Genomic DNA, 21,702 nt, shown 5'->3' with positions numbered 1-21,702 from the left:
TAGGCTATGGCTTGTAAGGATAAACGGCGCATGTTTGCGCCACTACGAAAGCCCACTCTTAAGGGAGGTGAAAAACATGGCACAAGCAAAAACAGTACGAGCATGGCTCGAAGAGCGCATCGAGCACGGAAAGCCGCTTAACGACCCATATTCAAGGCGAGTTCTAAAGGTATCTGAGACTTATGGGCTTGATATCAGCCTCAAACAAGCCAGAGGACACGGCGAGCTCATAAGCGCAAGGCCACAAGCACGATCTAGGCAAACGCCAATCTTCTCACGCCTTACCAGTAAAGAGCGCACCAACTATGAGATCGGCTTTGAGATGCGAGATGAGGCTAAGCGTCTTGCCGAGCTTTCCGGAAAAAGCGTCAGTTTTGATGAGATGTTTGCCCGTCGCTCTGAGTCACCATTATTTTCAGAGCTTGCTGATAAGCGAACGATTAGAGAGCTTTTCAGAAGCGCTCTTACCCCGGAAGGCTATTTCAAGCAAACCGACAACCTAGAGCGCCCGATGTTTCTCTATGACCGCTACGGCAAGTACTCAATCACGGTAAAAGGGGCACGGCAAGCGAGCAAGATTGGCGACTACCACAATGCGGTAAAGCTCTTCGAGCAAAAGGGCGACGCCTCAGCGCTTGAAAAGTTTAAAGGAAAGTACGTGACCGATTCTCTTGGCAAACGCCATCGCTTTATTACTGACCGCACGATTCTTGGAAGACACATCGAATCGGGAGAAACCGATATTTTACACATTTACGATTTATGGAGGTAACAATGAATGAACTAATCGCGTCACAGCGAGCACGAAACAGGGTTAGCGAGACGCATTGCTTTATCTGCGGTGAAAGCCGCGCTGCTGTACTCAAAGAGGTTCCCTTTGAGGCGCATCACTTAATCGGCAAACGCGAGGGGCCAACGGTGACCATTTGCCTCAATTGTCACACCATCTATGAGCGCAAGAAAGCCGATTGGCTAGAGGAGCTTCTATTGGAAGGCCGCACGCCGTACCAGAAGTTTATTGCGTTCTTAATGGCAATAACGGATGGCTTTGCCATGCTTGCGGAAAACTTCCTTGTATACGGAGCACAGCTTGCCAATTCCGACAAAGACACGGTAATCGATTTTCCTGAGTCTGGGATGACGGTAGGACAACTCGTAACCCAAGTCGGGGTAACGGGGGTTATCTTCATTAAGCTCGTGCAGGACTCGATTACCGGCAGGCTCAACCCCGACTTTGAGCTTGAAGCGCTCTTTAATGAGTTCGTCCACGAGCACGAAGCAACAATTAAGAAGCTATCAACCTATTTTATGGAGACTTAAAACAATGAGAGCAACAGATCAAGTAACAGAGATCGCAACGCGGGTGTTTACCGCTTACGAGAAGCCAGCGCTTCGCGCTCAGGATACCAAGCGCAAAAAGAAGCATGATGACAAAAAGCTCATACCCTTCGGGCAGCGGGTATTAGTATTTGATACCGAAACGACGACCGACTTTTATCAGAACCTAAAGTTCGGCTCTGCCAGGGTGTACCAATTCGAGCAAGCTGGCGGTCTGTATAACCGCTACAAGGGAAACCTGCTGAAGGTGTTAGAAGACGGGCTCAACCTGCACGATCACTGGCACGATGATTTCGTGCTAGCCTACGAGGTCATCTTCTATGGTGAGGGCATAGAGGTCGATGAACTATGCATTCTTGAAACTTATGCCCAAGAGCACGGTATTAGACTTATATCAAGAGCCGAGTTTATTGATATCCTATTAAAAGAGGTCTATGAACTTGGCACAATCTGTGCAGGTTTTAATTTGCCGTTTGATCTCTCGCGCATTGCACTCTCGGCACGGTCGCACACGCGAGGACAATACAAAGAATATATAAGCCTTACCTTACGAGATGATATCTTCACTCCTGAGCTTGCGATTAGAAACCTCGATTCAAAGAAGGCCTTTATCCAGTTTAAGAAGCCAGCAAAGTCGCGGGATGCGGTCCCGTATTTTAGGGGGCATTTTCTCGACTTAAGAACGCTTATCTTTGCGCTTACTAATGGCTCATTTTCGCTCAAGAAAGCCTGCGAGCTTTTTAAGGCAGGCGTAAAGCTTGACACTAAAGAACATGGCATCGTCACATCTGAGTATATTGAGTATAACCGCCAGGATGTTGAGATCACCTGGCAGCTCTATCGCAAATTAATCGAGGAGTATCAACACCACCCGATTGGCTTACTTCCGACAAAGGCCTACTCGCCAGCAAGCATTGGAAAAGCATACTTAAAGGCGATGGGCATCAAGCCATTTTTAGAAAAGCAGCCTGATTTCGATAAGAATATCTTAGGCTTTGCTATGGCGGCATACTATGGCGGAAGAAGCGAGTGCCGCATCAGAAAAACCATGCAGCGCGTGCTCTACACTGATGTGGTCTCGATGTATCCAACCGTCTTTAGCTTGCAAAAACTCTGGGACTGGGTTACTGCTGAGCGCATTGAAGCAGTTGAGGCAACGGACGAAGTGCAGGAGTTCATTGACAGGATAACTCTTGATGCCTTGTTTGATAAAGATATCTGGACAAAGATTCCCGGTTTAGTGCAGATCATCCCACAAGGCGACGTTTTGCCCATTCGCGCCAAGTACAGCGAGACGTATCAGATCGGACTCAATAAACTAACTATGGACAAACCCATGTGGTACACGTTAGCTGATGTAATCGTCTCAAAACTCTTAACGGGTAAAACTCCGAATATCGTACAGGCTTTCCGCTTTATACCCGGCACACCGCAGGCAGGGCTCAAACCTTTGAGCTTACAGGGCAAGGTCAAGGTAGACCCAGCGAGTGAGGATTTCTTTAAAACTGTTATTGAACAGCGATCACTCGTAAAGGCAAACATGAAAGAGCTTGGTAAAGAGAACCCTGATTATGCGGGCTTAAGCAGCCTGCAGCTGTTCTTGAAAATACTTGCCAACTCAACGTCATACGGCATCTATATCGAGCTCAACCGAAACGAGCTCGATGAAACTGAGCAAGTCGATATCTATGGGTTAGAGCACTTTCCCGTTGCAGTAGAGAGGGTTGAGGAAACCGGCTTTTTCACCAACCCCTTAACGGCGGTTATGATTACAGGAGCCTCCCGGCTCATACTTGCCATGATTGAAAAAAGCGTATCCGATGCGGGGCTCCCTTACGTCTTTTGCGACACCGATTCAATGGCAATGGCGATTAATAACGAGGAAGAACTTTGTGTTGCGCGAACAATCGTTGATCGATTTGCCTCGCTTAATCCCTATAACCAAGAGATCATTACGGGTAGCATCTTAAAGATAGAAGATGAAAACTACGCGCTCAAGGACTGGAGTAACCCCAAAGCGGGGTTGTCTAGCGATTTAGAGCCGCTTTACTGCTATATGGTCTCATCGAAGCGCTATGTGCTCTTTAACGTAATTGATGGTGTGCCCGTTATCCGCAAGAAATCAGATCACGGGCTTGGGCATTTGAAAAACCCTATCAAGAAGGGTTTTGCAGAAGATCGAGACAGCGATTGGGTTGAAGATATCTGGCGCTTTATTCTCTCAGAGGAGCTTGGCTTTGCCTTTGATAGACCCTCCTGGTTTGATTACTTTGCAATGGGTCAACACTCCGTTACCAAGCCGCATCTATATAACTCGTTTAGCAATATTAATAAAGGCAAGCCGTATTGTAAGCAGATTAAGCCCTTTAACTTTATGAGTGTGTGGTACAAGGACAAGTACGATATGGCTGAAGAGGTCACGCCGATCTCACCGTTTACCGAGCCGGGCAGCATTGAAGACGTTGCCGAATTCTTAGTAGATCGCAAAACGGGAAACCGCCTTTATTTAAGAACACTTATGCGAGACCCGTTCTCGCAGCATAGATTGCTTAAAACTTATGGCGATGTAGTCGAGCGCTATGCATACCACCGTGAATTAAAATTTATAACCGATACTGGCGAGAGTTGTCCTGAACAGTATAAAGGTACGCTGTACCGAACGCATGTCAAAGCATTGGATGTTGCCTATATCGGAAAAGAAGCAAATGAGCTCGAAGAGGCAAATGTCTTTGGCGTAGATGATACTACCTGCTGTGCTCATATTAATCAGACTAGAGAAAAGATAATTGCAAAAGCAAAAGATATTGGTATTAGTAATATCGCTGCGCATTTAATAAATAACGGTATTTCTGAGCAAGTATTACAAAAACAATTAAAAAGCGAAAGTTGTCCGAAACAATTAATCGGTATTTTGCAAATTATTATTGCTGCAATTGAAAAGAATAAATTGACGAAAAATATTACCGTTTATGAAATAAAAGAATTGCACGGTAAATATAAATTCGATTGCTATTATTACGTGCCGTTTTGGAATAAAAAAGGGTTTAAATTAAAGCTCCTGGTAAAACAGAACGGCGAATGGTTTTTTATTTCTGATAATAATTACGCTGAATTAATAAATAAACGAGTAATTAAAAACCCAGAAATAAAAAATATTATTGGCGAATTAATTTATTCAAACGGCGTTATCACTACCAAACTAACAGTATTTCCTGAGCATTTAACGTTAAATAAGGCTGCCGCCGTTTGGAATATAAATAAATCTATTATTAATAAATCCCTGCACGAAAAACGATTTACACCCTCGGAAATTAAAAAAGTGGATGATGTATTAATTTCACGGCTCGCTTTATATCGCGTATTTGGTAATTACACCCCTGAAAAAGAAGCGATAGATATTAATAAATTAACCGTAATCGTGCGAATTGGCGGTAAACAATTTAAGTTCCCGTTGCTTGATATTTCACGGTTTTTCTATCGCAAGGAAAAATCTTTAGGTAATAACAAGGCCCAATTATTGGCGGAAATACATAATAAATGGTACATCATGCAGGTAAAAGATAACCCGTTAATATTTAAATACAAATTAATGCCTCGTTCTAATGAGGCGAAAATGAATAAACCATATAAGAATTTCTTGCAGAGTAAAATAACAGATTTTCCCGAGTACGTTGATATTAATTATGCGTGCGAACGATGGAATATTTCGAAGAACACATTCGCACAGAATCTAGAGAGAGCAAGAATTGAACTTGCTAATGGCAAAATAAGCAGGTTGGACTTGGCTACGTACCTATAATACAAAACAAACTTAATCGCTAGGGGCAAGTTGCAAGCATTAATCGCCCGAGCTTGCCTCTAGCTGTTGTTTTCTTCTTAATAACTTATTCTTCTGATCGGTTAGACTTCTTAATTGCTTTTGCGCTTCATCCAAAGTGGTTTTATTGTCCTGAATTCGGTTTTTGTAATCTTCAATTTGCACGCTGTGATCACTAGCATGCTCAGGGTCATCTGCTATCTCTTCTTGTACACCCTTAATTTCTCCATTGATTTCGTCTATGTTGTTTTTTCTATTTTCAATTTCTGACGTAACCCGATCAATATCAAAATCAACGCGTCGAATATCGGAATTGATTTGATCTAGCTCTTTAGCATTGTTCTTTGCCGCCTCAATATTTAACCGCGTCTGTTGGGCTCCATTAGTGTCGTTGACAATGACTGTGACTACATAAGCCCCCAATGCTTTCCAGGAGCCCGCTCTAACACTTGGCAACATCTCGAATTGATATGTGCCAGGCTCAAGTATCATGATGCTTGCCTTTGATTGAAGACTAGAACCCCTCTCAATATCAATATTTTGGATGCTTACGCTTGGCAAAGCTAAGTTACCTCCCGGATTATAGCTCCAGCCATTATCAGCCCCAATCCCTTTTATCATCGAGCAATCTTTAAAAGCTATACTTGCAGCAATAATCGGGATGTCGGTGTTGTTCTGGATTGAAAAATTGCAAGTGAAAGGTTCTCCTGCATTAACAAAACGAGGCGATTTCCCTTCGTATGAGATAGGAGCTGAGTTAGCGGGCTCGCTCGTAGGAGGTTTCTCTTTCACTTTATACTCGATTTCTTGTTTACCAAGATCAATCTTTCCCTGACTTACCGTTTTTTCACTATCATTGGCACCTCTACAGCCGCTTAAAGAAATAACCATAACTATACCTAAGAGGATGAGAGCGATCTTGCAGAGTTGACCAACATTTCTACGGGTAAGAATCACGTCTTGCTCCTTAAGCTTCATGGTCTGACCTTCCACGACGATGCATCGATTTATGGATGGCAATCGCAGAGCCCTCTGGCTAACAAGGGGCTACCATAAAGTATAGCGTACGTTGTGCTTGGACTCAACAATATGTAAAGTCGTTGCTCAACACCAAAACCCATTGCTACGTTGTCTTTAATAACACAAGAGCAAACAAAGCAGGGTTGCATATGTCTATAGGAAGCAGAATACGAACGCGGCGAGAGGGCCTCGGTTTTACCCAAAAGGAGCTCGCGGCAAGAGTAGATGTAACAGACCAACTCATATCGCTGTGGGAGCTTGATCGAAGGTCTCCATCAGCTGAAAAGCTAGCAGACCTATCGAATACTTTAGGCGTGACAACCGATTATCTCATCAAAGGTGAAGAGGCTGGTGTAGCCTGTAATCTTGAATTGGCGATACGCTCAAGTGATGATCTTACCACTGATGCGAGAGATACCCTTCTAAGAGTTGTGAGCCTGTTTATGCGAGTTAGGGATTAGGAGTCCAGACTGCTCGTGCCGAGTATTCGAGGTGAGACAAAGAAAACGAAAGACAGCAGTTAAGCAGGGCTTCTTAATATACCCATATCTTTCCCGAGTCAAGATTATCGGGAATCTTATAGCTCCGTGCCTTAGGATGGTTATTTAGAAAATGTCTAATTAAGTTTAAGCTATCATATGCTTCCATTATCAGCTCTCTCTGCTCCTTGAAATATTCTTGATTAAACACGTTATCATCTACGGCGTGAGCGGGGCGTTGCCTTAGCTTTCTAATCTTCTTTAGAGGATTGATGATGTAGTCGATTGGGTCTGGGTCTTCTGCTTTGAGTTTCAGTCTAAGCCATTCCTCTAGAATTTGAACCGTACCCTTAGGATGGATTACGATTTTTCCGTCTCCACGCTCTTCTTCACGTTCAAACGAGACGTCGTTCAGGAAGAATTTACGATTAATGTTATCAGACAAGAGCTTATCCAGTAGATGAATAAAGTCATTAAATTCCTTCAGCGTTGGCCTTATTAAGAAGCTAAACTCTCTAGGCTTGCGCTTATCTTTAAAATCTTCCCTAAAAAGATTCGGGCGACCAATCAGTTGGCATATAGCATTTATGTGTTTAAGCTCTTCAATGAAGGCGTCAAAAATTGATATACCGATACCCCAATCGCCAATTATCTGTCGGTAATAATCGGGGTGTGGCTTATATTCGCCTTGAAGCTCTTTAGATTTCCATATTTGTTGATGCTCTGGACTAAGCCTTGTTAAGTATCTCAGGCAGACGCAAACGGCCCTATTGAAATCGGAATCATAGGCGAAACCGAAACTTTCCAGAAGCACCTTATCAGCCTCCGACATCGCTGCTGATTGATAATATTCATCTGTAATACTTATTGAACCCGAGATATCATCGTTTATGTAATAATACCTGGGGTCATTCCTATACACCTCAAGGACAGTTAGATCGAATGAGGCAAGAGCTAACTGTGCCTCGCCTAAGGCAAGCCTTAAAGTAAATGGCTGATTTTCGTATTTAGATGTATCAACAATCTCGGCGAGACGGGTTCGTGACGGATAAACGCAAACATGCTCTAAATTCGATGCATCAAGTTTCGCAATTTGCGTCTCAGCAGGTTCCTCGGGTAGCGCTTTTATGTAAGGGTTTGGGTGTCTATCGCCAAAGTTTATCGATATCTTATCTTCTTGAATAAGCTCTTTAAGCGAGTTCTTTAATTGATCTAGCGTTAAGTCAAATTCCCGTAGAATAACGCGACAAGCCAATCCGTTAAACTCGCTTGAGTTTATGTGATGCTCGCTCGCTAATCTTGTTATTTCGTTCTTATAATCCATGGCTCGACCGTACTCTTTCAGTTTATGAATAACTTCTCAAGGCAAAAATTAAGATGCTTCTTTTGCATTAGAAGTTAGCCACAAAATATAAGATTATCTTCTGCATTGCACCTCTGCAATCCGTTGGCGTTAGGATTGTTCCCGAATACGGATGAGGATTTTCGTGGCGATGATATCGACCTATTGCATATTTAAAGTCATCTGGGTCGAATGGCGCTATCACAGAGTTAGCTTTTATATAGGTTAGGAGACCGTGCTCCGACTGCTGGTATCCTGTCGGTCTGACGGTTTTCCAATCCTCTTTTAGAATCTCCCAGGCTCGATAAATCCACGACACGGCCTCTATTTCATAACGATTATCAAACAGGAACAACGCGTGTATGAATCGCTCTTTTACGCCTGACCAGTCATAATTGCCACCCGACGGATTTAATTGTCTAACCCCTAATTCACGTGTATCGTAAACCTCACGTAAAGTATCGACATATATTGCAACTTCGGGTGGCCCGCCTTCACGACCTGCCCACCACGACCCTAAGTTATCGCTTGCTTTGAGATTAATATTATTGAGTATGCCAAGGTCTAGCGCTAGTTTCTTAATGGCATCTTTTGCGATGGCCTCAACCTCTTCTTTTAGTGCCAACTTGCTATTTAATACTTGCTCAGCAAAGCGGTATGAAAACCTGTTCAAGCGTAACGCCATTAATTTACCTCTAGGAATAAAAGGGCTTTACTGTCACATATCTTAGCATAGCATTATGTGAATATGTAACACACCTATCTAGTACAGTATCTGCTAGGGCCAGCGTTTCTTCCTTAATATATAAGACCGGTCATCAGGTAGAAAATAGAAGAACTCCCGTAATTCAGGTATATGGCACGTATGTTTGCTGTTCTTAACATCTATCTCCCGTGCTGACCATGCAAGCTCATTCGTAAAATCGATCATCAGTCTAAGTATCTTGGTTACTTCGTAAACAACGTATCTTGACGCGTTATCCAATAACTGAGGAACCGTTAGCCATTCTTCTACAGTCAACGCATTGTTTTGTAGATCAAAAGCATGAATAATTGTAAACGGACTTATTGCATTAGCAACAGCAGCACCCTGAGCAAGTATTTTTGCGATTTTCTCAGCAGCAACGTTTTGCTTAAGTACTTTCATCAATATATTATGCCATTCGGCAACGGGCTCTTTCTCAGTTACGCCTTTCGCCAAGCCGTCAAGATTTGCATATCTAGTTTTTCGCGCAAATTCCGATATAAACGATAGAATCTCGCTAGGAATGGGTTCCAGTCCGAATCCTGATAGCGTAGTGCTACCTTTCTGTTCTGCTGTTTCCTTAAGCTTAAAGAACAGGCCTTCAACATCATGGCCGAAATGTCTAACGTACTTTTCACCTGGGGACGTCAGCTTATTATCAACCATGTAATCAAGAATTAAGGCGAGCTTTGCAAGCCTTTCAATCCCTATTGCTAATTGAAAGAAACCCGTATAGAATCGCCCTTTGTCGTCAAGATTTGCCTTTCTAATCTCGGTTAAGCCCGTACAGATACACGACCGTGTGATATACCCCTCTTGCGACAATAGGAAAAATGGTTCGCTGAACATGAGTGCTCTCCTTCGCGTCTCTGATGTATTATCCGATTCGCCCTTATCTTGTATTTAGTCAAATTATATCTCCTACAGCAAGAGTACATCAAAGTGCGGAAGGTCGGTTCTTAAGCGATGGGGGGCCTGGGTATCTATATACCCCCTCAACCAATAACTAATTGACTTTGCAAACCTATAGATGCACAATATATCCAGCATTAATTCGGTTTTTATACGCAGAAAGGGGTTTGAAGTGATGGCTAAAAAAGGAAGGATGCTCGTCTTCGTTGTGGCCGCGATTGCGCTCGTTATGATGCTAGTCGCCGGTTGCTCGGGCTCAGGCAATAATACGGGCGCGAACACAGACACAACTGCAAAAGACGCAGCGAAAACAGCAATGGTCGATACAATCCAACCGGGCGTATTATCGATTGGCAGCGACATTGCGTTTCCACCGTTCGAAAACATGGAGGCCGACAAGCCCGTCGGTTTCGACGTAGATCTTTTAGGCGCAATTGCTAAGAAGCTCGGGGTAGAGGCTAAGTTCACAAACAACAAATTTGACGGCCTTATCCCGGCGCTTAACTCGAAGAAATTCGACGCGGTTGTCAGCGCTATGACAATTACCGCGGACAGGAAGAAAGAGGTTCTCTTCTCGGATCCGTACATTGATTCTAACCAGTCGATCGCTACAAAAAAAGACGCCGGTATTAAAGATATCGCAGGTTTGAAAGGTAAGACCGTCGGCGTTCAGACCGGAACAACCGGTGAAGCATGGTCGAAAGAGAACGTAAAAAACGCTAAAGAGATTAAGTCGTACGACACCGCGCTTGACGCATTTACAGCGTTACAAGCCGGTCAGATTCAAGCGGTTATCAACGACCTGCCGGTTTCAGCTTACATCGTAAAAGACAAAGCTGAGCTTCAGATCGTCAAAGAGATTAAAACAGATGAGTCATACGGTGTTGCAATGCGCAAAGACGACACCAAACTTGGCGAAGCTATAAACAAAGCGCTCAAAGCGCTCAAAGACGACGGCACATATGACACCATCTACAATAAGTGGTTCGGAACTAAGAAATAGTACTTAGGGCAAGGGAGAAAACGGGGGCCCACACGTCTAAAGTGTGGGCCCCTTAGTATGAAAAGGAGTACAAACGCTTGTCATTCCTACACGACACCGCACAATGGCTCGATAGTATCAGGATAATCCACTTATTCGCATCGCCAACGATTATCGGTGACGTATTGCCAATCCTATTAAAGGGAGCCTGGCTCACCATATCGTATTCATTGCTTGGCCAGCTTTTCGGGATTCCCCTCGGAATAGTTGCGGCTGTTATGAAAATCTCCCGTTTTAGAACATTGCGGGCGTTATCAACGGTGTACACTGACTTCTTTCGCGGCACACCGCTCCTGGTACAGATACTTATCGCAATGTACGCGTTGCCGATCGCGATTCCTAATCTTAGATTGATGATTCCGAATTACGACATGGTCGGCGGAGTCGCAGTCCTTGGTGTAAACAGCGGTGCGTATGTAGCGGAGATCTTCCGCGCGGGCATCGAATCGATTCATAAGGGGCAAATGGAAGCGGCGCGCTCGCTCGGTTTCTCGTATCTCGGCGCGATGCGCTACATTATCCTGCCGCAGACATTCAGAAGAGTTCTGCCGCCGCTCACAAACGAGTTTATCGCGCTGCTCAAAGATTCTTCACTGTTATCGGTCGTTGCGCTGCCCGAGCTGGCACAGCAGGCACGAAACGTGAGTGCGTGGAAGGCTAACCAGTCACCGTTCTTCGGTGCGGCTTTGATATACCTCGCGATGACACTGCCGCTAACGCGTCTTGTCGCATACATGGAGAGGAGGCTCGCGGTCAGTGATTGAGCTTGTTAGCGTACACAAATATTTCGGACATAACGAAGTGCTCAAAGGAATCGACCTGAAGGTCGAGCCGGGGGAGGTCATCGTCGTTCTCGGGCCGTCCGGGTCGGGGAAATCGACAATGCTTCGCTGCATCAACAAACTCGAAGAGGTCACGAGCGGCCATATTTATATCGACGGTGATGATATTACGGATCCTAAGAACGATATCAACAAGCTGCGCCAGAAAGTGGGCATGGTGTTTCAATCGTTCAACCTCTTCCCACACCTTACGGCGCTTGAGAACATAACGATAGCTCCGATCCAGGTTCAGAATAAGGGGAAGAAGGCTTGCGAGGAGAAAGGGCGCGAGCTGCTGGATCGCGTCGGCCTTGCAGAAAAGGCCGATCATTTCCCGTCAAAGCTATCCGGCGGTCAACAGCAACGTGTGGCAATCGCACGGGCGCTGGCAATGGAACCGGAAGTTATGCTTTTTGACGAGGTTACCAGCGCACTTGACCCTGAACTTGTTAAAGAAGTACTCGATGTTATGAAAGACCTTGCGGTCGGCGGCATGACCATGGTGTGTGTGACGCACGAGATGGGGTTTGCTCGCGAAGTGGGAACGCGGGTTATCTTTATGGACGGCGGCGTGATCGTAGAAGAAAATTCACCGGCCGAACTCTTTGGCAACCCACAGCATAAACGCACCCAAGCATTCCTCGGGAAGGTATTGTCGCACTAGGGGGAAAGGGGAAGAACATATGCCCTCTCACCGCTTACAGCACAAGAACAAGAAACGTTTGTCTACGAGTTCTACAATCGGGATAGTTTTAATAGCCGTTATTCTGGTTATCACCGCTGTAGCATATTACTATCTCAAGCCTCAAGCGGCAAAAGAACGTGCGGATAAACCCGTACCGGTGGCGATATCCGCTACCCAGAAAGATAACAGCAGCTTTAATAGGCATATCCAGTTAGGTCTTTGGCATTCGCTCGTATACCGATATGACGAGGCAATACACGAGTTTGAGCAAGCGCTTGCCATTAACCCCCACGATGAGAGCACTCTGGTATACGCAGGAGTCACTGCCGTCAATAAAAACGATACCGATACGGCCATGCGTTACCTGAATCAAGCAATCGGTGAGAATAAGAGTAAGGCAACGGCTTCAAAGGATACGTGGTTGAAGGAAGCATATTACTATCGGGGCTTAATGCAGCGGAAAAGCAAGCAACCTGGCATGGCGCTTTCCGATTTCAATAGCGCTCTCGCGATTCAAAAAAACAACGTCGATGCATATGTTGAAATCGGCTATGTACACCTTGATACGGCGGACTATGATAATGCAATACAAGCATTTGCAACTGCGGTAAGTCTCGATCCTAAATGCGCGGATGCGTTCAACGGCCTCGGCGCCGCCTATGACAAAAAGGGGAACAAGACGCTCGCGCAGCAAAATTACAGGACGGCAATCGAGCTTAAAACGACAATAGGCAAGACCAGCACCGAGAGCGCCAATTAAAAGGGTAAGCCGGGTGGCGCAGGTCTCGCACCAACATAATTGCAACCCGATCACGGTTGCTATACGCACAATAAAAAAGGGCGCCCTTGCCGGACGCTCTTTTTTATGGAATCCGCACGTGCTAACTCAAGCCTTAAGCTACACTAAGCCGCAGGCTTTTTTTCCTGTGGCGCCGGCTCACCGGCCTTGTGCTCTTCCACGCGTACATGCTCTTTCTCAAGCTCGACATCGACCGCGACCTGACGTGTCGTCGGAATATGTCGCACGACGATTTCTTCGACAACGACCGGCTTTTTAGTGACTCTGATGCGCTCCTCGGTTGCCGGCATAGAAATGGTTTCACCAGGCTTAAGCTCGCGCACATCATGTGCTTTCTCGTAATCAGCCAGCGGCTGATTATCGATTTTATGGCGCTCGATTTCGATGCGGTTGCCGTGTACCTCTTCGGTAATCGGTCGCCGCTCCATTTCCTCTTCCATCGTAACCGCTATTTCACCGGTGTTCTCAACCTGCTTCATTACTTCCACATGTTCTTCGATAACCGGTATCGTCATCGGTCTGCCTAAACGCTCCCTGCCCTCAATCGGTCGCTGATACATTTCAGGGCCGAAGAAGCCATCAACTTTTTGCCTGAGATCAGGATCGTCGATTGAACTATATTTTGGGAAGCCCTTGAGTTCGTCGAGCGACTTATCAAGGTGCACGGATCTATCAGCGTCATCGATGTCCATCTTACGCAGCGGCACAATCAAATCCTCGCCGAGCGTGGAGTTAATCGGCTCGCCGCTTACAAGCGCATAGTTGATGGCATTATCGTTATCAGGATCAACGAGCAGGTCTTTTACGTTGCCGATATGGTTACCGTCTTTATCGAAGACATCAAAACCGCGAACATCTTTCGACTGCGGCTCGACTTCGAACTGGTTTTGCATATCGTTAAATAATTTGAATGCCATCACACACCCTCCTTATCGTTAAAGTAACTGATACAATCATTGATGTACCCGTTTATTACGATATATAACGGTGTATTTGAGCAGCGAAAAGCGGAAAAGAGGCGTCCGTGAACATGTTATTGTTCTTTCTTTCCTTTGGAAGAATAGGCCGCAGCGCCCAGATTCTTACCGGGGAGAAGCATGCGCCAGTATACCCTACCGAACGATTTCTTGGCATGCCAATTCAGCCGTGTATCTTCGAGGAGAGAGAGCGGGCCCCACGAGAAGGGATACGAGCCGAATTGCGGTTCGACCTCGTAGCTGTAGTCTATGAGGACGGCGCGCCCGGCGCCGGTAACTATAAATCAGGTGGCATGTCCGTCATAGAGTGGCTCGGGAGAGCGGCCGTGAATCTCACATAATATATTATGAAGAACGGTATCGGTTTGATAGTGGACGCTTGAACCGGCCTTTGAAGCCGGGGTATTCGATGCGTCACCGAGCGTATACACTTGACTATAACCTTTTACCTGTAGGGTGTGCGGATCGGTGGGGACATAGCCCATTCCATCATCTATATCGGAATCCGTCGCTACTTTGGCACCGACATTAGTTGGTATCGCGACGAGCAGATCGTAGTCGATACGTTCGGTACCCGGCATATTTTCGATCCGCCGCTCGCCGGCGTTCACTGTACCCAGGTTCCAATTCGCCGTGATAGCGATGTTTTTCTCGGCTGTGATCTCCCCTAGGACCGCTGATGTTCTTGCTTTGGTAAAAGCTCCCATAGCGGGCGTTACAAACCGGATATCGACTTTATTGCGAATCCCTCGTTTTGTGAAGTACCAATCTGCAAGAAGCGCAAATTCCAATGGCGCGACCGGGCACTTTATCGGAAGTGAAGCTATAGCGACTACGAGTTTGCCGCCGTTAAACTGCTTAAGCGCTGTTTGCAGGGCTAACGACCCGTCATAATCGTAAAACGTGAAGGCGTTTCTTCCGAGCGCATCGGATAGGCCGGCGTCTTCGCTTGCGTCCGGCATACAACCGGTGCTTATCACCAGGAAATCGTATGAGAATTCGCGCATACCGACGGTTTTGACCAGACGTTTCTCCAGGTCTATGCGAGTAACAATATCCAGCACGAAGGTAATGCCCGGTGCAATGTATTTACTTCGCTGCTTGACGATTTTATGGGGGTTCTCGAGGCCGAACGGCACAAGCAAAAGCCCCGGCTGGTAGATGTGACGGTTATCCTTGTCGATAACCGTGATATTCCACACATCACGGGCAAGGTGTTTCCTTAGTTTATTGGCGATCATAGTGCCGCCGTTACCGCCGCCCAGTATAAGAATGTTCTTTGCCATAAATAATCCTCCGCGCAGTGGTGTATCTATATGATATCGGTATTATTCGCGATTAAAATTAGCATTGTTAAAACAGTATATCGGCATCATTGGTTTGACGCAGCCTCTACCGCGCGCAAGTAAAACAAATATAAAAAGCGATAGCTGAGTAAAGGCTTTAGCATCATTAATTATAAGCAAAACTGAATATAACAAATGCTGTTTTCGCAAAATATTATTAATTTCATACAATATTTAGCGCCGCTGCTTGTTGCCTACACTATAACGGGCGGGCGTTCGTAAGAATAGTATAAAATAGTGTAATATGGTGTTAATAGTGGATTAATTAGGGCTGTCATATAAGATGTAATGGTAATGTGCAGCCATATATACGTTCGCGGGAGGCATGATAGATGGGTTTCGAATTTAACGGCAAACACTACGAAACCGATGACGACGGCTTTCTCGTTCACCGGGAAGATTGGAACCGTGAGGTCGCAGAGTTTATTGCACGGCGAGAAGGCATAGAGATGAGCGAGGCGCATTGGGAAATAATCGGTGTCGCCCGGTCGTATTTTGAAGAGTTTCAAGTACCGCCCATGATAAAAGTTCTCGTAAAGCAAGTTGCTAAGCGATTGGGTGAAGACAAAGGCAATAATATATACATATACAGGTTATTTCCCGGCGGGCCGGCCATCCAGACGTGCAAAATTGCAGGTCTACCAAAGCCGACCGGCTGCATTTAAACAACAGTGTATACGTGATTTAGCTTTATTACGGTATTCGTATATGCAACGGATTACATGGAGGTAGAAGTGGACCAGGAATTAGTCACCAGTAGCAGCGAACTTTCGAAATTCGAAGCAGATGCGTTGGTTGCGGAGACCATCGATAAATACGAGAAGTACGTCAACCCGGGTTTTGCGCGCATGATGCGCTTTTTGGGGACGACGGTTGAGGTTAAAACCGAAGGTGCGTACATGTATGACGTCTACGGGAAGAAGTTCCTCGATTTCCTGAGCGGCCATGGCGTCTATAGCCTAGGATTTTCCCACCCGAAAGTTGTCAAGGCCGTTGAAGAACAGCTTAAGCTCATTCCACAAACGAGCGCACGGACGATGCTGAATAAGCCGATGGCTGATTTATGCGAGCGCCTTGCAAAGATCACACCCGGTGATCTCAGGTATTCCTTCATTTGCAACAGCGGTACCGAAGCGGTTGAAGGCGCGCTAAAACTAGCCCGCATCGCAACCGGAAAGTCTCGAATTATCGCCACAGACAATTCATTTCACGGCAAATCGATGGGCAGCTTAAGCGCGACCGGCAGACGTGCGTACAAAGAACAGTTTACGCCGCTTATACCCGATATCATCCACGTAGCGTTTGGCGATATCGATGCGCTCAGAGCGACGATTGATACCGACACAGCCGCTGTGATTATGGAGCCTGTGCAAGGCGAAGGCGGCGTTATTTGCCCTCCGGATGGTTACTTAAAGCAGGTCCGCAAACTCTGCGACGACAATGGCGTTCTCTTAATCCTCGATGAGGTTCAGACCGCTTTTGGTAGAACCGGTACTATGTTTGCATGCGAACACGAAGGTATCGCCCCCGATATTATGACACTGGCAAAGGCGCTTGGCGGCGGTGTTATGCCGATCGGCGCGTTCATCGCTTCACCGAAAGCATTCGCCCCGTTCGAAGAGTATCCGTTATTGCATACATCGACGTTTGGGGGCAACCCGCTTGCATGCGCGGCCGCAAATGCGGCGATCGATGCAATAATCGAGGAAGACTTGCCGAAACAAGCAGCCGAGAAGGGCGCGTATCTATTATCAAAGCTTCAAGAGATAAAAGCCGAGTATCCCGGCGTTATTACCGATGTCCGCGGCAAAGGCTTGCTGGTTGGTGTTGAGTTTATCGATGAAGGACTCGTCGGCAGCACGATCTTCGAATTTGAAGAAGAGGGCATCCTCGTCCTCTATATGCTCAACAATCCGCAGGTTATCAGGCTTGAACCACCGTTGATTATCACCTACGAGCAAATTGATTTCATGCTCGGCGCCCTGCGCCGGGCTATCGAGAAGCATAAAACGTTAGCATCATCTTAAACGATAAAACAATGTAAACATTAACCGACCGGAAGGAGTTGGCATGCCTTTAGTAGAAGAATCGATTGATATAAAAATGAGCGCGGATCAACTATATCCGATTATTTCAGATTTCGAGAGCTATCCGGAGATCATGGAAGGCGTAAAGAAGGTTACCGTGCTTGAGCGAGGGGATGGGTACACGGTCTCCGAGTGGATAAGCGAAGTCGATAAGCGCGTTATCAGGTGGGTTGAAAGAGACACCTATATACCGGAGGAAAACCGGATCGATTTTAAGCTGGTCGAGGGCGATCTGAAAATGTTCGACGGGTTTTGGAAGCTTGATGAGAACGGCGTGAATACAAACGTCACGTTCAACATTGAGTTTGAGTTCGGGATACCGATGCTGGCAGCGCTTCTTCACCCGTTACTGGCGAAAAAACTTCGCGTCAACATGAGAGACATGCTTGCGGATTTGAAGAAACGCGCAGAAGCATAGGTGGCGCATGGAGATAGCCCTCAATGTACCGAATCTTTTAACCTTGTTCAGGCTGCTGCTCGTGCCGGTGTTTGTTGTTGCAGCATTATCGGGGAGTGCGACATATAGCATAGTAGCAGCGCTTGCTTTCGGTGTCGCAGCCGCTACCGATTGGCTCGACGGTTATGCCGCGCGCCGTTTGGGGCAGGTTACGGAGTTCGGGAAAGTCGCCGATCCGGTCGTCGATCGCATTCTGATTGCGGCCGCGCTGATCGTGCTTTATGTAAAGATAAGCGCGCTTGTTCCGTTATGGGCGATTGCGCTTGTGCTTGGCAGAGACGCGCTCATGGTTATCGGATGGCTTTTCATGTATGGTTCCGGAAAACAAGGCGAAGTTATAATGGTGGGAAAGACTGCGACCGCTGTTTTAATGATCTCAGCATTCCTGCTGTTATTCGATGCAGGCGGTGCGTTCAAAGCGATAGAGCCGATGGGTATAGTACTATTTTATTCGGGCGTCCTGCTGTCATTGATATCGGGATTAATATACGTACGCAAGAGCCTATCGCTGTTGTCGGATAAGGGGTAGCTTAGCAGTTCGTTCGTAACAGGCGGGTACTCACTTATTATAGTTACTTTGTGAATATGAGATTAGCGAACCGTTCAGAGGGGAACAAGCTAATGGCTATGAGAATTGGCACGGCCATAACGTGGTTAGGGCATGCATGCTTTATTATACAAAGCAGTGCGGGGCTTAGAATCTTAACCGATCCATACAACCCGAAAACCGGATACACTTTTCCCGACGTCACAGCAGATATCGTTACCATCAGCCACCATCACACGGACCACGATGAAGTAGGGGCGGTCAAAGGGACACCCCGCATTATCGAGACTCCGATAGTAGTGACTATCGAAGATATAACCTTCGACGGCATTCCTTCATATCACGATGAAGCGCTCGGTTCAAAGCGCGGCGCAAATATAATGTTCATCTTTAGCATCGACGGTCGAAGAATCGCCCACATGGGTGACTTCGGCGAGGAGTCGTTGACTAAAGAGCAGTTCGATGCCCTGAACGGCGTCGATGTTCTCATGATTCCGGTTGGCGGCAATTACACGATCGATGGCACGCAGGCGGCCGAAATAGCACAGCAAGTTAAGCCAAAAGTTGTTATCCCAATGCATTACAAAACTCGTAACAGCACTTTGCAGATTGTCGGCCCTGAAGCGTTTCTAGCAAACATGAGCGATGTAGCAAAAAAGGGCAGCAGCGTTGAGATAACCGCTTCGACTCTACCCAAGCGCACAGAAGTTTGGCTTATGGAATATATACAGTAAATTTCTTCGTTCCTCTTTCAATCAGGCTTATTTTTAACCAGGAGGTATGTATGAAGGCAGTAGTAATGGCGGGCGGCGAAGGAACAAGGCTGCGTCCCTTAACAAGTAATCAGCCGAAGCCAATGGTGCCGATTCTGAACAAGCCGTGCATGGGCTATATCCTTGATCTTCTCAGGGAACACGAGATAGTGGATATAGTGGCCACCTTGCAGTTTCTCCCACAGATCATCAAGAACTATTTCGGCATGGGTGACGACTACGGCGTTAACATGCACTACTCTATCGAGGACCAGCCGCTCGGCACGGCGGGGAGCGTTAAAGAGGCCGAAGATTTTCTGGACGAGACGTTCATCGTAATCAGCGGTGACGCTATGACCGATTTCGACCTGACCAGCCTGGTAGAATATCACAGGCGAAAAGGCGCGCTGGTCACAATCGCGCTCAAGCGGGTTGAAAACCCGCTTGAATTTGGCGTTGTCATCACCGAAGAATCGGGCCAAATCGAGCGTTTTCTTGAGAAGCCATCCTGGGGCCAGGTGTTCAGCGACACCGTAAACACGGGCATTTACGTGCTCGAACCGGAGATATTCAAATATATTCCTAAAGGCGAGAAGTTCGATTTCAGCAAAGATCTCTTTCCGATATTGCTTGCCAACGGCGCGCCGATGTACGGGTGCATCCTCGACGGCTACTGGTGCGATATCGGCAATTTTGAGCAATATATGCAGGCGCATCGCGATATCATGGATTTAAAATCGAAGATTCAACCGCCGGGTATCCGCATGCGCGACAACGTATGGATCGGCGACGGAGCCGATGTCGACCTCTCGGTCGATATTTCGGGGCCGGTCGTTATCGGTCAAAACGCCAAGATTGAGCCGGGTGCCGAAATTGAGGAATACTCGGTTATCGGCAATAACGTCGTTATGAAATCAAGCGCGCACGTACACCGCAGCGTTATTTGGGACAACGCTTTTATCGGGCCGCAAACCCACATCCACGGGGCGCTTATCGGCAAAAACTGCGATATCAAGAACGGCGTTCGCATTGAAGAGAACGTTGTCATCGGCGATGATTCCGTTATCGGCGACGGCGCGGTTATCAACCATGACGTTAAGATTTACCCGTTCAAACGCGTTGATGAAGCGGCCGTTATCAATTCCAATCTGATTTGGGAATCGCGAGGCATGCGAAGCCTCTTTGGCGCGAAAGGCGTCAGTGGTCTCATAAATATCGACATCACCGTCGATCTTGCGATGAAACTTGCGATGGCATACGGCACGACCCTTAAGAAAGGCGCTCGCGTTGTCGTAAGCCAGGATGCGAGCCGGCCGGCGCGCATGATAAAACGAGCGATGGTCGCCGGTTTAAACTCCACCGGCGTAGACTGTAATGACCTTCGAATTGCCTCGTCCTCGATGAACAGGTTCCTGATTCAGATCGGCCAGGAGATGGGCGGCGTACATATCCGCACATCCCCGTTCGATCAGCAATCGATGGAGATACATTTCTACGATTCAAACGGTATCAATATTAAAGAAGGCGTCCAGCGCGATATCGAGAAGAACTATTTCCGCCAGGATTTCAGACGCGTGTTCTATAACGATATCGGCGAGACCGAATTCCCGCAGCGCTCGATTGAAGCGTACCGGGACGCGCTTTTGAACGCGGTCGATCTTGGAAAGATCCAGGAGCGCAGGTTTAAGGTCGTTGTCGACTATGCGTTCGGCAGCACGGCTCTGATCATGCCGCATCTTCTGGAAAAGCTTAATTGTGATGTTATCGGGCTTAACGCATACACCAACGAGAGCAGGACGACGATATCGCCCGAGCAGGTAGGCGCCGCAGTGCAGCAGCTTTCAAAAGTCGTCGAGACGTTTAAGGCCGATTTTGGCGTCATGATCGACAGCGGCGGCGAGAAAGTTACGATCGTTGATGATCGTGGCAAGTTGCTGACGCCGGATGAGGCATTACACTTATTCACAGCGTTCGCCGCACAATACGAGGGTATCGGAAAAATTGCCGTGCCGCTTACCGTATCATCGGTTGTCGAACAAATGGCCGGCATGTTTAACCGCGATGTCATACGCACGAAAGTCAGCACAAGATCGCTCATGGAGGCCGCGCTCGAAGGTGGTACGGTCTTCGTCGGCGCTCAAGGCGGGGGTTATATTTTCCCGAAATTCATACCGGCATATGACGGCGTCATGACGCTGTTTAAGCTTATGGAGTATCTGGCAATGTCGAGCAGGCCGCTATCGGAGCACGTGGCCAGCCTGCCGGCGTATTTCCTGTCGCATAAGAACACGTTCTGTCCGTGGGATAAAAAGGGTCTGGTTATGCGACGTGTTATGGAAGAATCAAAAGATAATGATATCGAGCTTATCGACGGCGTAAAGATCAAGAATACCAGCAGCTGGGCGCTTGTATTGCCGGACCCGGACGAACCGGTTGTTCGCATATACGCCGAAGGCAGTTCTGAGAAAGAAGCTGAATATGAGGTCGACCGGTTTGTCGATTTCGTTAAGCAAGTAGTTGAAACTGAAGAGTAGTA

General features: G+C 46.9%; 20 protein-coding genes. 14 read left to right on the top strand and 6 right to left on the bottom strand.

What is annotated here, in order from left to right; all coding sequences use genetic code 11:
- Nucleotides 1–76: 76 nt before the first annotated feature.
- The 3 genes from VGK02_09805 to VGK02_09795 are packed head-to-tail and all read left to right on the top strand — an operon-like array spanning nt 77 to nt 5,137.
- A complete protein-coding gene (locus VGK02_09805) occupies nt 77–772 on the top strand; it encodes a hypothetical protein (GenBank protein ID HEY3375344.1) in 696 nt (231 codons plus the stop codon).
- A 2-nt stretch (nt 773–774) separates the two neighbouring features.
- Nucleotides 775–1,320, top strand: a complete 546-nt coding sequence (locus tag VGK02_09800; GenBank protein HEY3375343.1) for a hypothetical protein — start codon at nt 775–777, stop codon at nt 1,318–1,320.
- A gap of 4 nt (nt 1,321–1,324) precedes the next feature.
- Complete coding sequence (locus VGK02_09795; GenBank protein ID HEY3375342.1) at nt 1,325–5,137, top strand: hypothetical protein; 3,813 nt, start codon at nt 1,325–1,327, stop codon at nt 5,135–5,137.
- Nucleotides 5,138–5,176: 39 nt separating this feature from the next.
- Here the strand turns inward: VGK02_09795 and VGK02_09790 are convergent, their stop codons facing one another.
- Nucleotides 5,177–6,133: a hypothetical protein gene (locus VGK02_09790; protein HEY3375341.1), complete on the bottom strand. Its 957-nt coding sequence runs from the start codon at nt 6,131–6,133 to the stop codon at nt 5,177–5,179.
- Between the two features lie 191 nt (nt 6,134–6,324).
- On the opposite strand from VGK02_09790, the gene VGK02_09785 reads away from it, so the two are divergent.
- Nucleotides 6,325–6,636 carry a helix-turn-helix transcriptional regulator gene (locus VGK02_09785; GenBank protein HEY3375340.1) on the top strand — a complete coding sequence of 104 codons (312 nt, stop codon included), beginning with the start codon at nt 6,325–6,327 and terminating at the stop codon, nt 6,634–6,636.
- 73 nt (nt 6,637–6,709) lie between these two features.
- On the opposite strand, the gene VGK02_09780 is transcribed toward VGK02_09785, so the two are convergent.
- The 3 genes from VGK02_09780 to VGK02_09770 form a co-directional block, all read right to left on the bottom strand.
- Nucleotides 6,710–7,978, bottom strand: a complete 1,269-nt coding sequence (locus VGK02_09780) for a hypothetical protein (GenBank protein ID HEY3375339.1) — start codon at nt 7,976–7,978, stop codon at nt 6,710–6,712.
- Nucleotides 7,979–8,045: 67 nt separating this feature from the next.
- On the bottom strand, nt 8,046–8,681 hold the full coding sequence (locus VGK02_09775) for a hypothetical protein (GenBank protein HEY3375338.1): 636 nt from the start codon (nt 8,679–8,681) through the stop codon (nt 8,046–8,048).
- A 93-nt stretch (nt 8,682–8,774) separates the two neighbouring features.
- Nucleotides 8,775–9,590 (bottom strand): hypothetical protein, encoded by an 816-nt coding sequence (locus VGK02_09770; GenBank protein ID HEY3375337.1) that lies wholly within the window; start codon nt 9,588–9,590, stop codon nt 8,775–8,777.
- 238 nt (nt 9,591–9,828) lie between these two features.
- On the opposite strand from VGK02_09770, the gene VGK02_09765 reads away from it, so the two are divergent.
- From VGK02_09765 to VGK02_09750, 4 genes are all read left to right on the top strand, one after another.
- Nucleotides 9,829–10,656: a basic amino acid ABC transporter substrate-binding protein gene (locus VGK02_09765; protein HEY3375336.1), complete on the top strand. Its 828-nt coding sequence runs from the start codon at nt 9,829–9,831 to the stop codon at nt 10,654–10,656.
- Nucleotides 10,657–10,733: 77 nt separating this feature from the next.
- The gene (locus VGK02_09760; protein HEY3375335.1) at nt 10,734–11,459 is read left to right on the top strand and encodes an amino acid ABC transporter permease; all 726 of its coding nucleotides are present in this window, start codon (nt 10,734–10,736) and stop codon (nt 11,457–11,459) included.
- Nucleotides 11,452–12,180, top strand: coding sequence for an amino acid ABC transporter ATP-binding protein (locus VGK02_09755; protein HEY3375334.1), 729 nt, complete (start codon nt 11,452–11,454; stop codon nt 12,178–12,180). Before VGK02_09760 ends, VGK02_09755 begins: the two co-directional genes overlap by 8 nt.
- A gap of 19 nt (nt 12,181–12,199) precedes the next feature.
- A complete protein-coding gene (locus tag VGK02_09750) occupies nt 12,200–12,961 on the top strand; it encodes a tetratricopeptide repeat protein (protein HEY3375333.1) in 762 nt (253 codons plus the stop codon).
- 143 nt (nt 12,962–13,104) lie between these two features.
- On the opposite strand, the gene VGK02_09745 is transcribed toward VGK02_09750, so the two are convergent.
- Both VGK02_09745 and VGK02_09740 read right to left on the bottom strand, forming a co-directional pair.
- A complete protein-coding gene (locus tag VGK02_09745) occupies nt 13,105–13,917 on the bottom strand; it encodes a PRC and DUF2382 domain-containing protein (GenBank protein HEY3375332.1) in 813 nt (270 codons plus the stop codon).
- A 344-nt stretch (nt 13,918–14,261) separates the two neighbouring features.
- Complete coding sequence (locus VGK02_09740; GenBank protein HEY3375331.1) at nt 14,262–15,263, bottom strand: FAD/NAD(P)-binding oxidoreductase; 1,002 nt, start codon at nt 15,261–15,263, stop codon at nt 14,262–14,264.
- Between the two features lie 392 nt (nt 15,264–15,655).
- Here VGK02_09740 and VGK02_09735 point away from each other — a divergent pair, with 392 nt between their 5' ends.
- The 6 genes from VGK02_09735 to VGK02_09710 all read left to right on the top strand — a co-directional run bounded on the left by VGK02_09735 (nt 15,656) and on the right by VGK02_09710 (nt 21,700).
- A complete protein-coding gene (locus VGK02_09735; protein HEY3375330.1) occupies nt 15,656–15,988 on the top strand; it encodes a TusE/DsrC/DsvC family sulfur relay protein in 333 nt (110 codons plus the stop codon).
- A 69-nt stretch (nt 15,989–16,057) separates the two neighbouring features.
- The gene (locus VGK02_09730; GenBank protein ID HEY3375329.1) at nt 16,058–17,350 is read left to right on the top strand and encodes an aminotransferase class III-fold pyridoxal phosphate-dependent enzyme; all 1,293 of its coding nucleotides are present in this window, start codon (nt 16,058–16,060) and stop codon (nt 17,348–17,350) included.
- Between the two features lie 43 nt (nt 17,351–17,393).
- Nucleotides 17,394–17,828 (top strand): SRPBCC family protein, encoded by a 435-nt coding sequence (locus tag VGK02_09725; protein HEY3375328.1) that lies wholly within the window; start codon nt 17,394–17,396, stop codon nt 17,826–17,828.
- A 7-nt stretch (nt 17,829–17,835) separates the two neighbouring features.
- Nucleotides 17,836–18,396 (top strand): CDP-diacylglycerol--glycerol-3-phosphate 3-phosphatidyltransferase, encoded by a 561-nt coding sequence (gene pgsA, locus VGK02_09720; protein HEY3375327.1) that lies wholly within the window; start codon nt 17,836–17,838, stop codon nt 18,394–18,396.
- A 92-nt stretch (nt 18,397–18,488) separates the two neighbouring features.
- The gene (locus tag VGK02_09715) at nt 18,489–19,148 is read left to right on the top strand and encodes an MBL fold metallo-hydrolase (protein HEY3375326.1); all 660 of its coding nucleotides are present in this window, start codon (nt 18,489–18,491) and stop codon (nt 19,146–19,148) included.
- Between the two features lie 50 nt (nt 19,149–19,198).
- Nucleotides 19,199–21,700, top strand: coding sequence for a mannose-1-phosphate guanyltransferase (locus tag VGK02_09710; GenBank protein HEY3375325.1), 2,502 nt, complete (start codon nt 19,199–19,201; stop codon nt 21,698–21,700).
- Nucleotides 21,701–21,702 lie beyond the last annotated feature (2 nt).

This window comes from Candidatus Aquicultor sp. (genome assembly GCA_036504445.1).
GTDB lineage: Bacteria > Actinomycetota > Aquicultoria > Aquicultorales > Aquicultoraceae > DASXVE01.
Note: the sequence above shows the minus strand (reverse complement) of the source record. Positions and strands in the feature narration are given on the sequence as shown.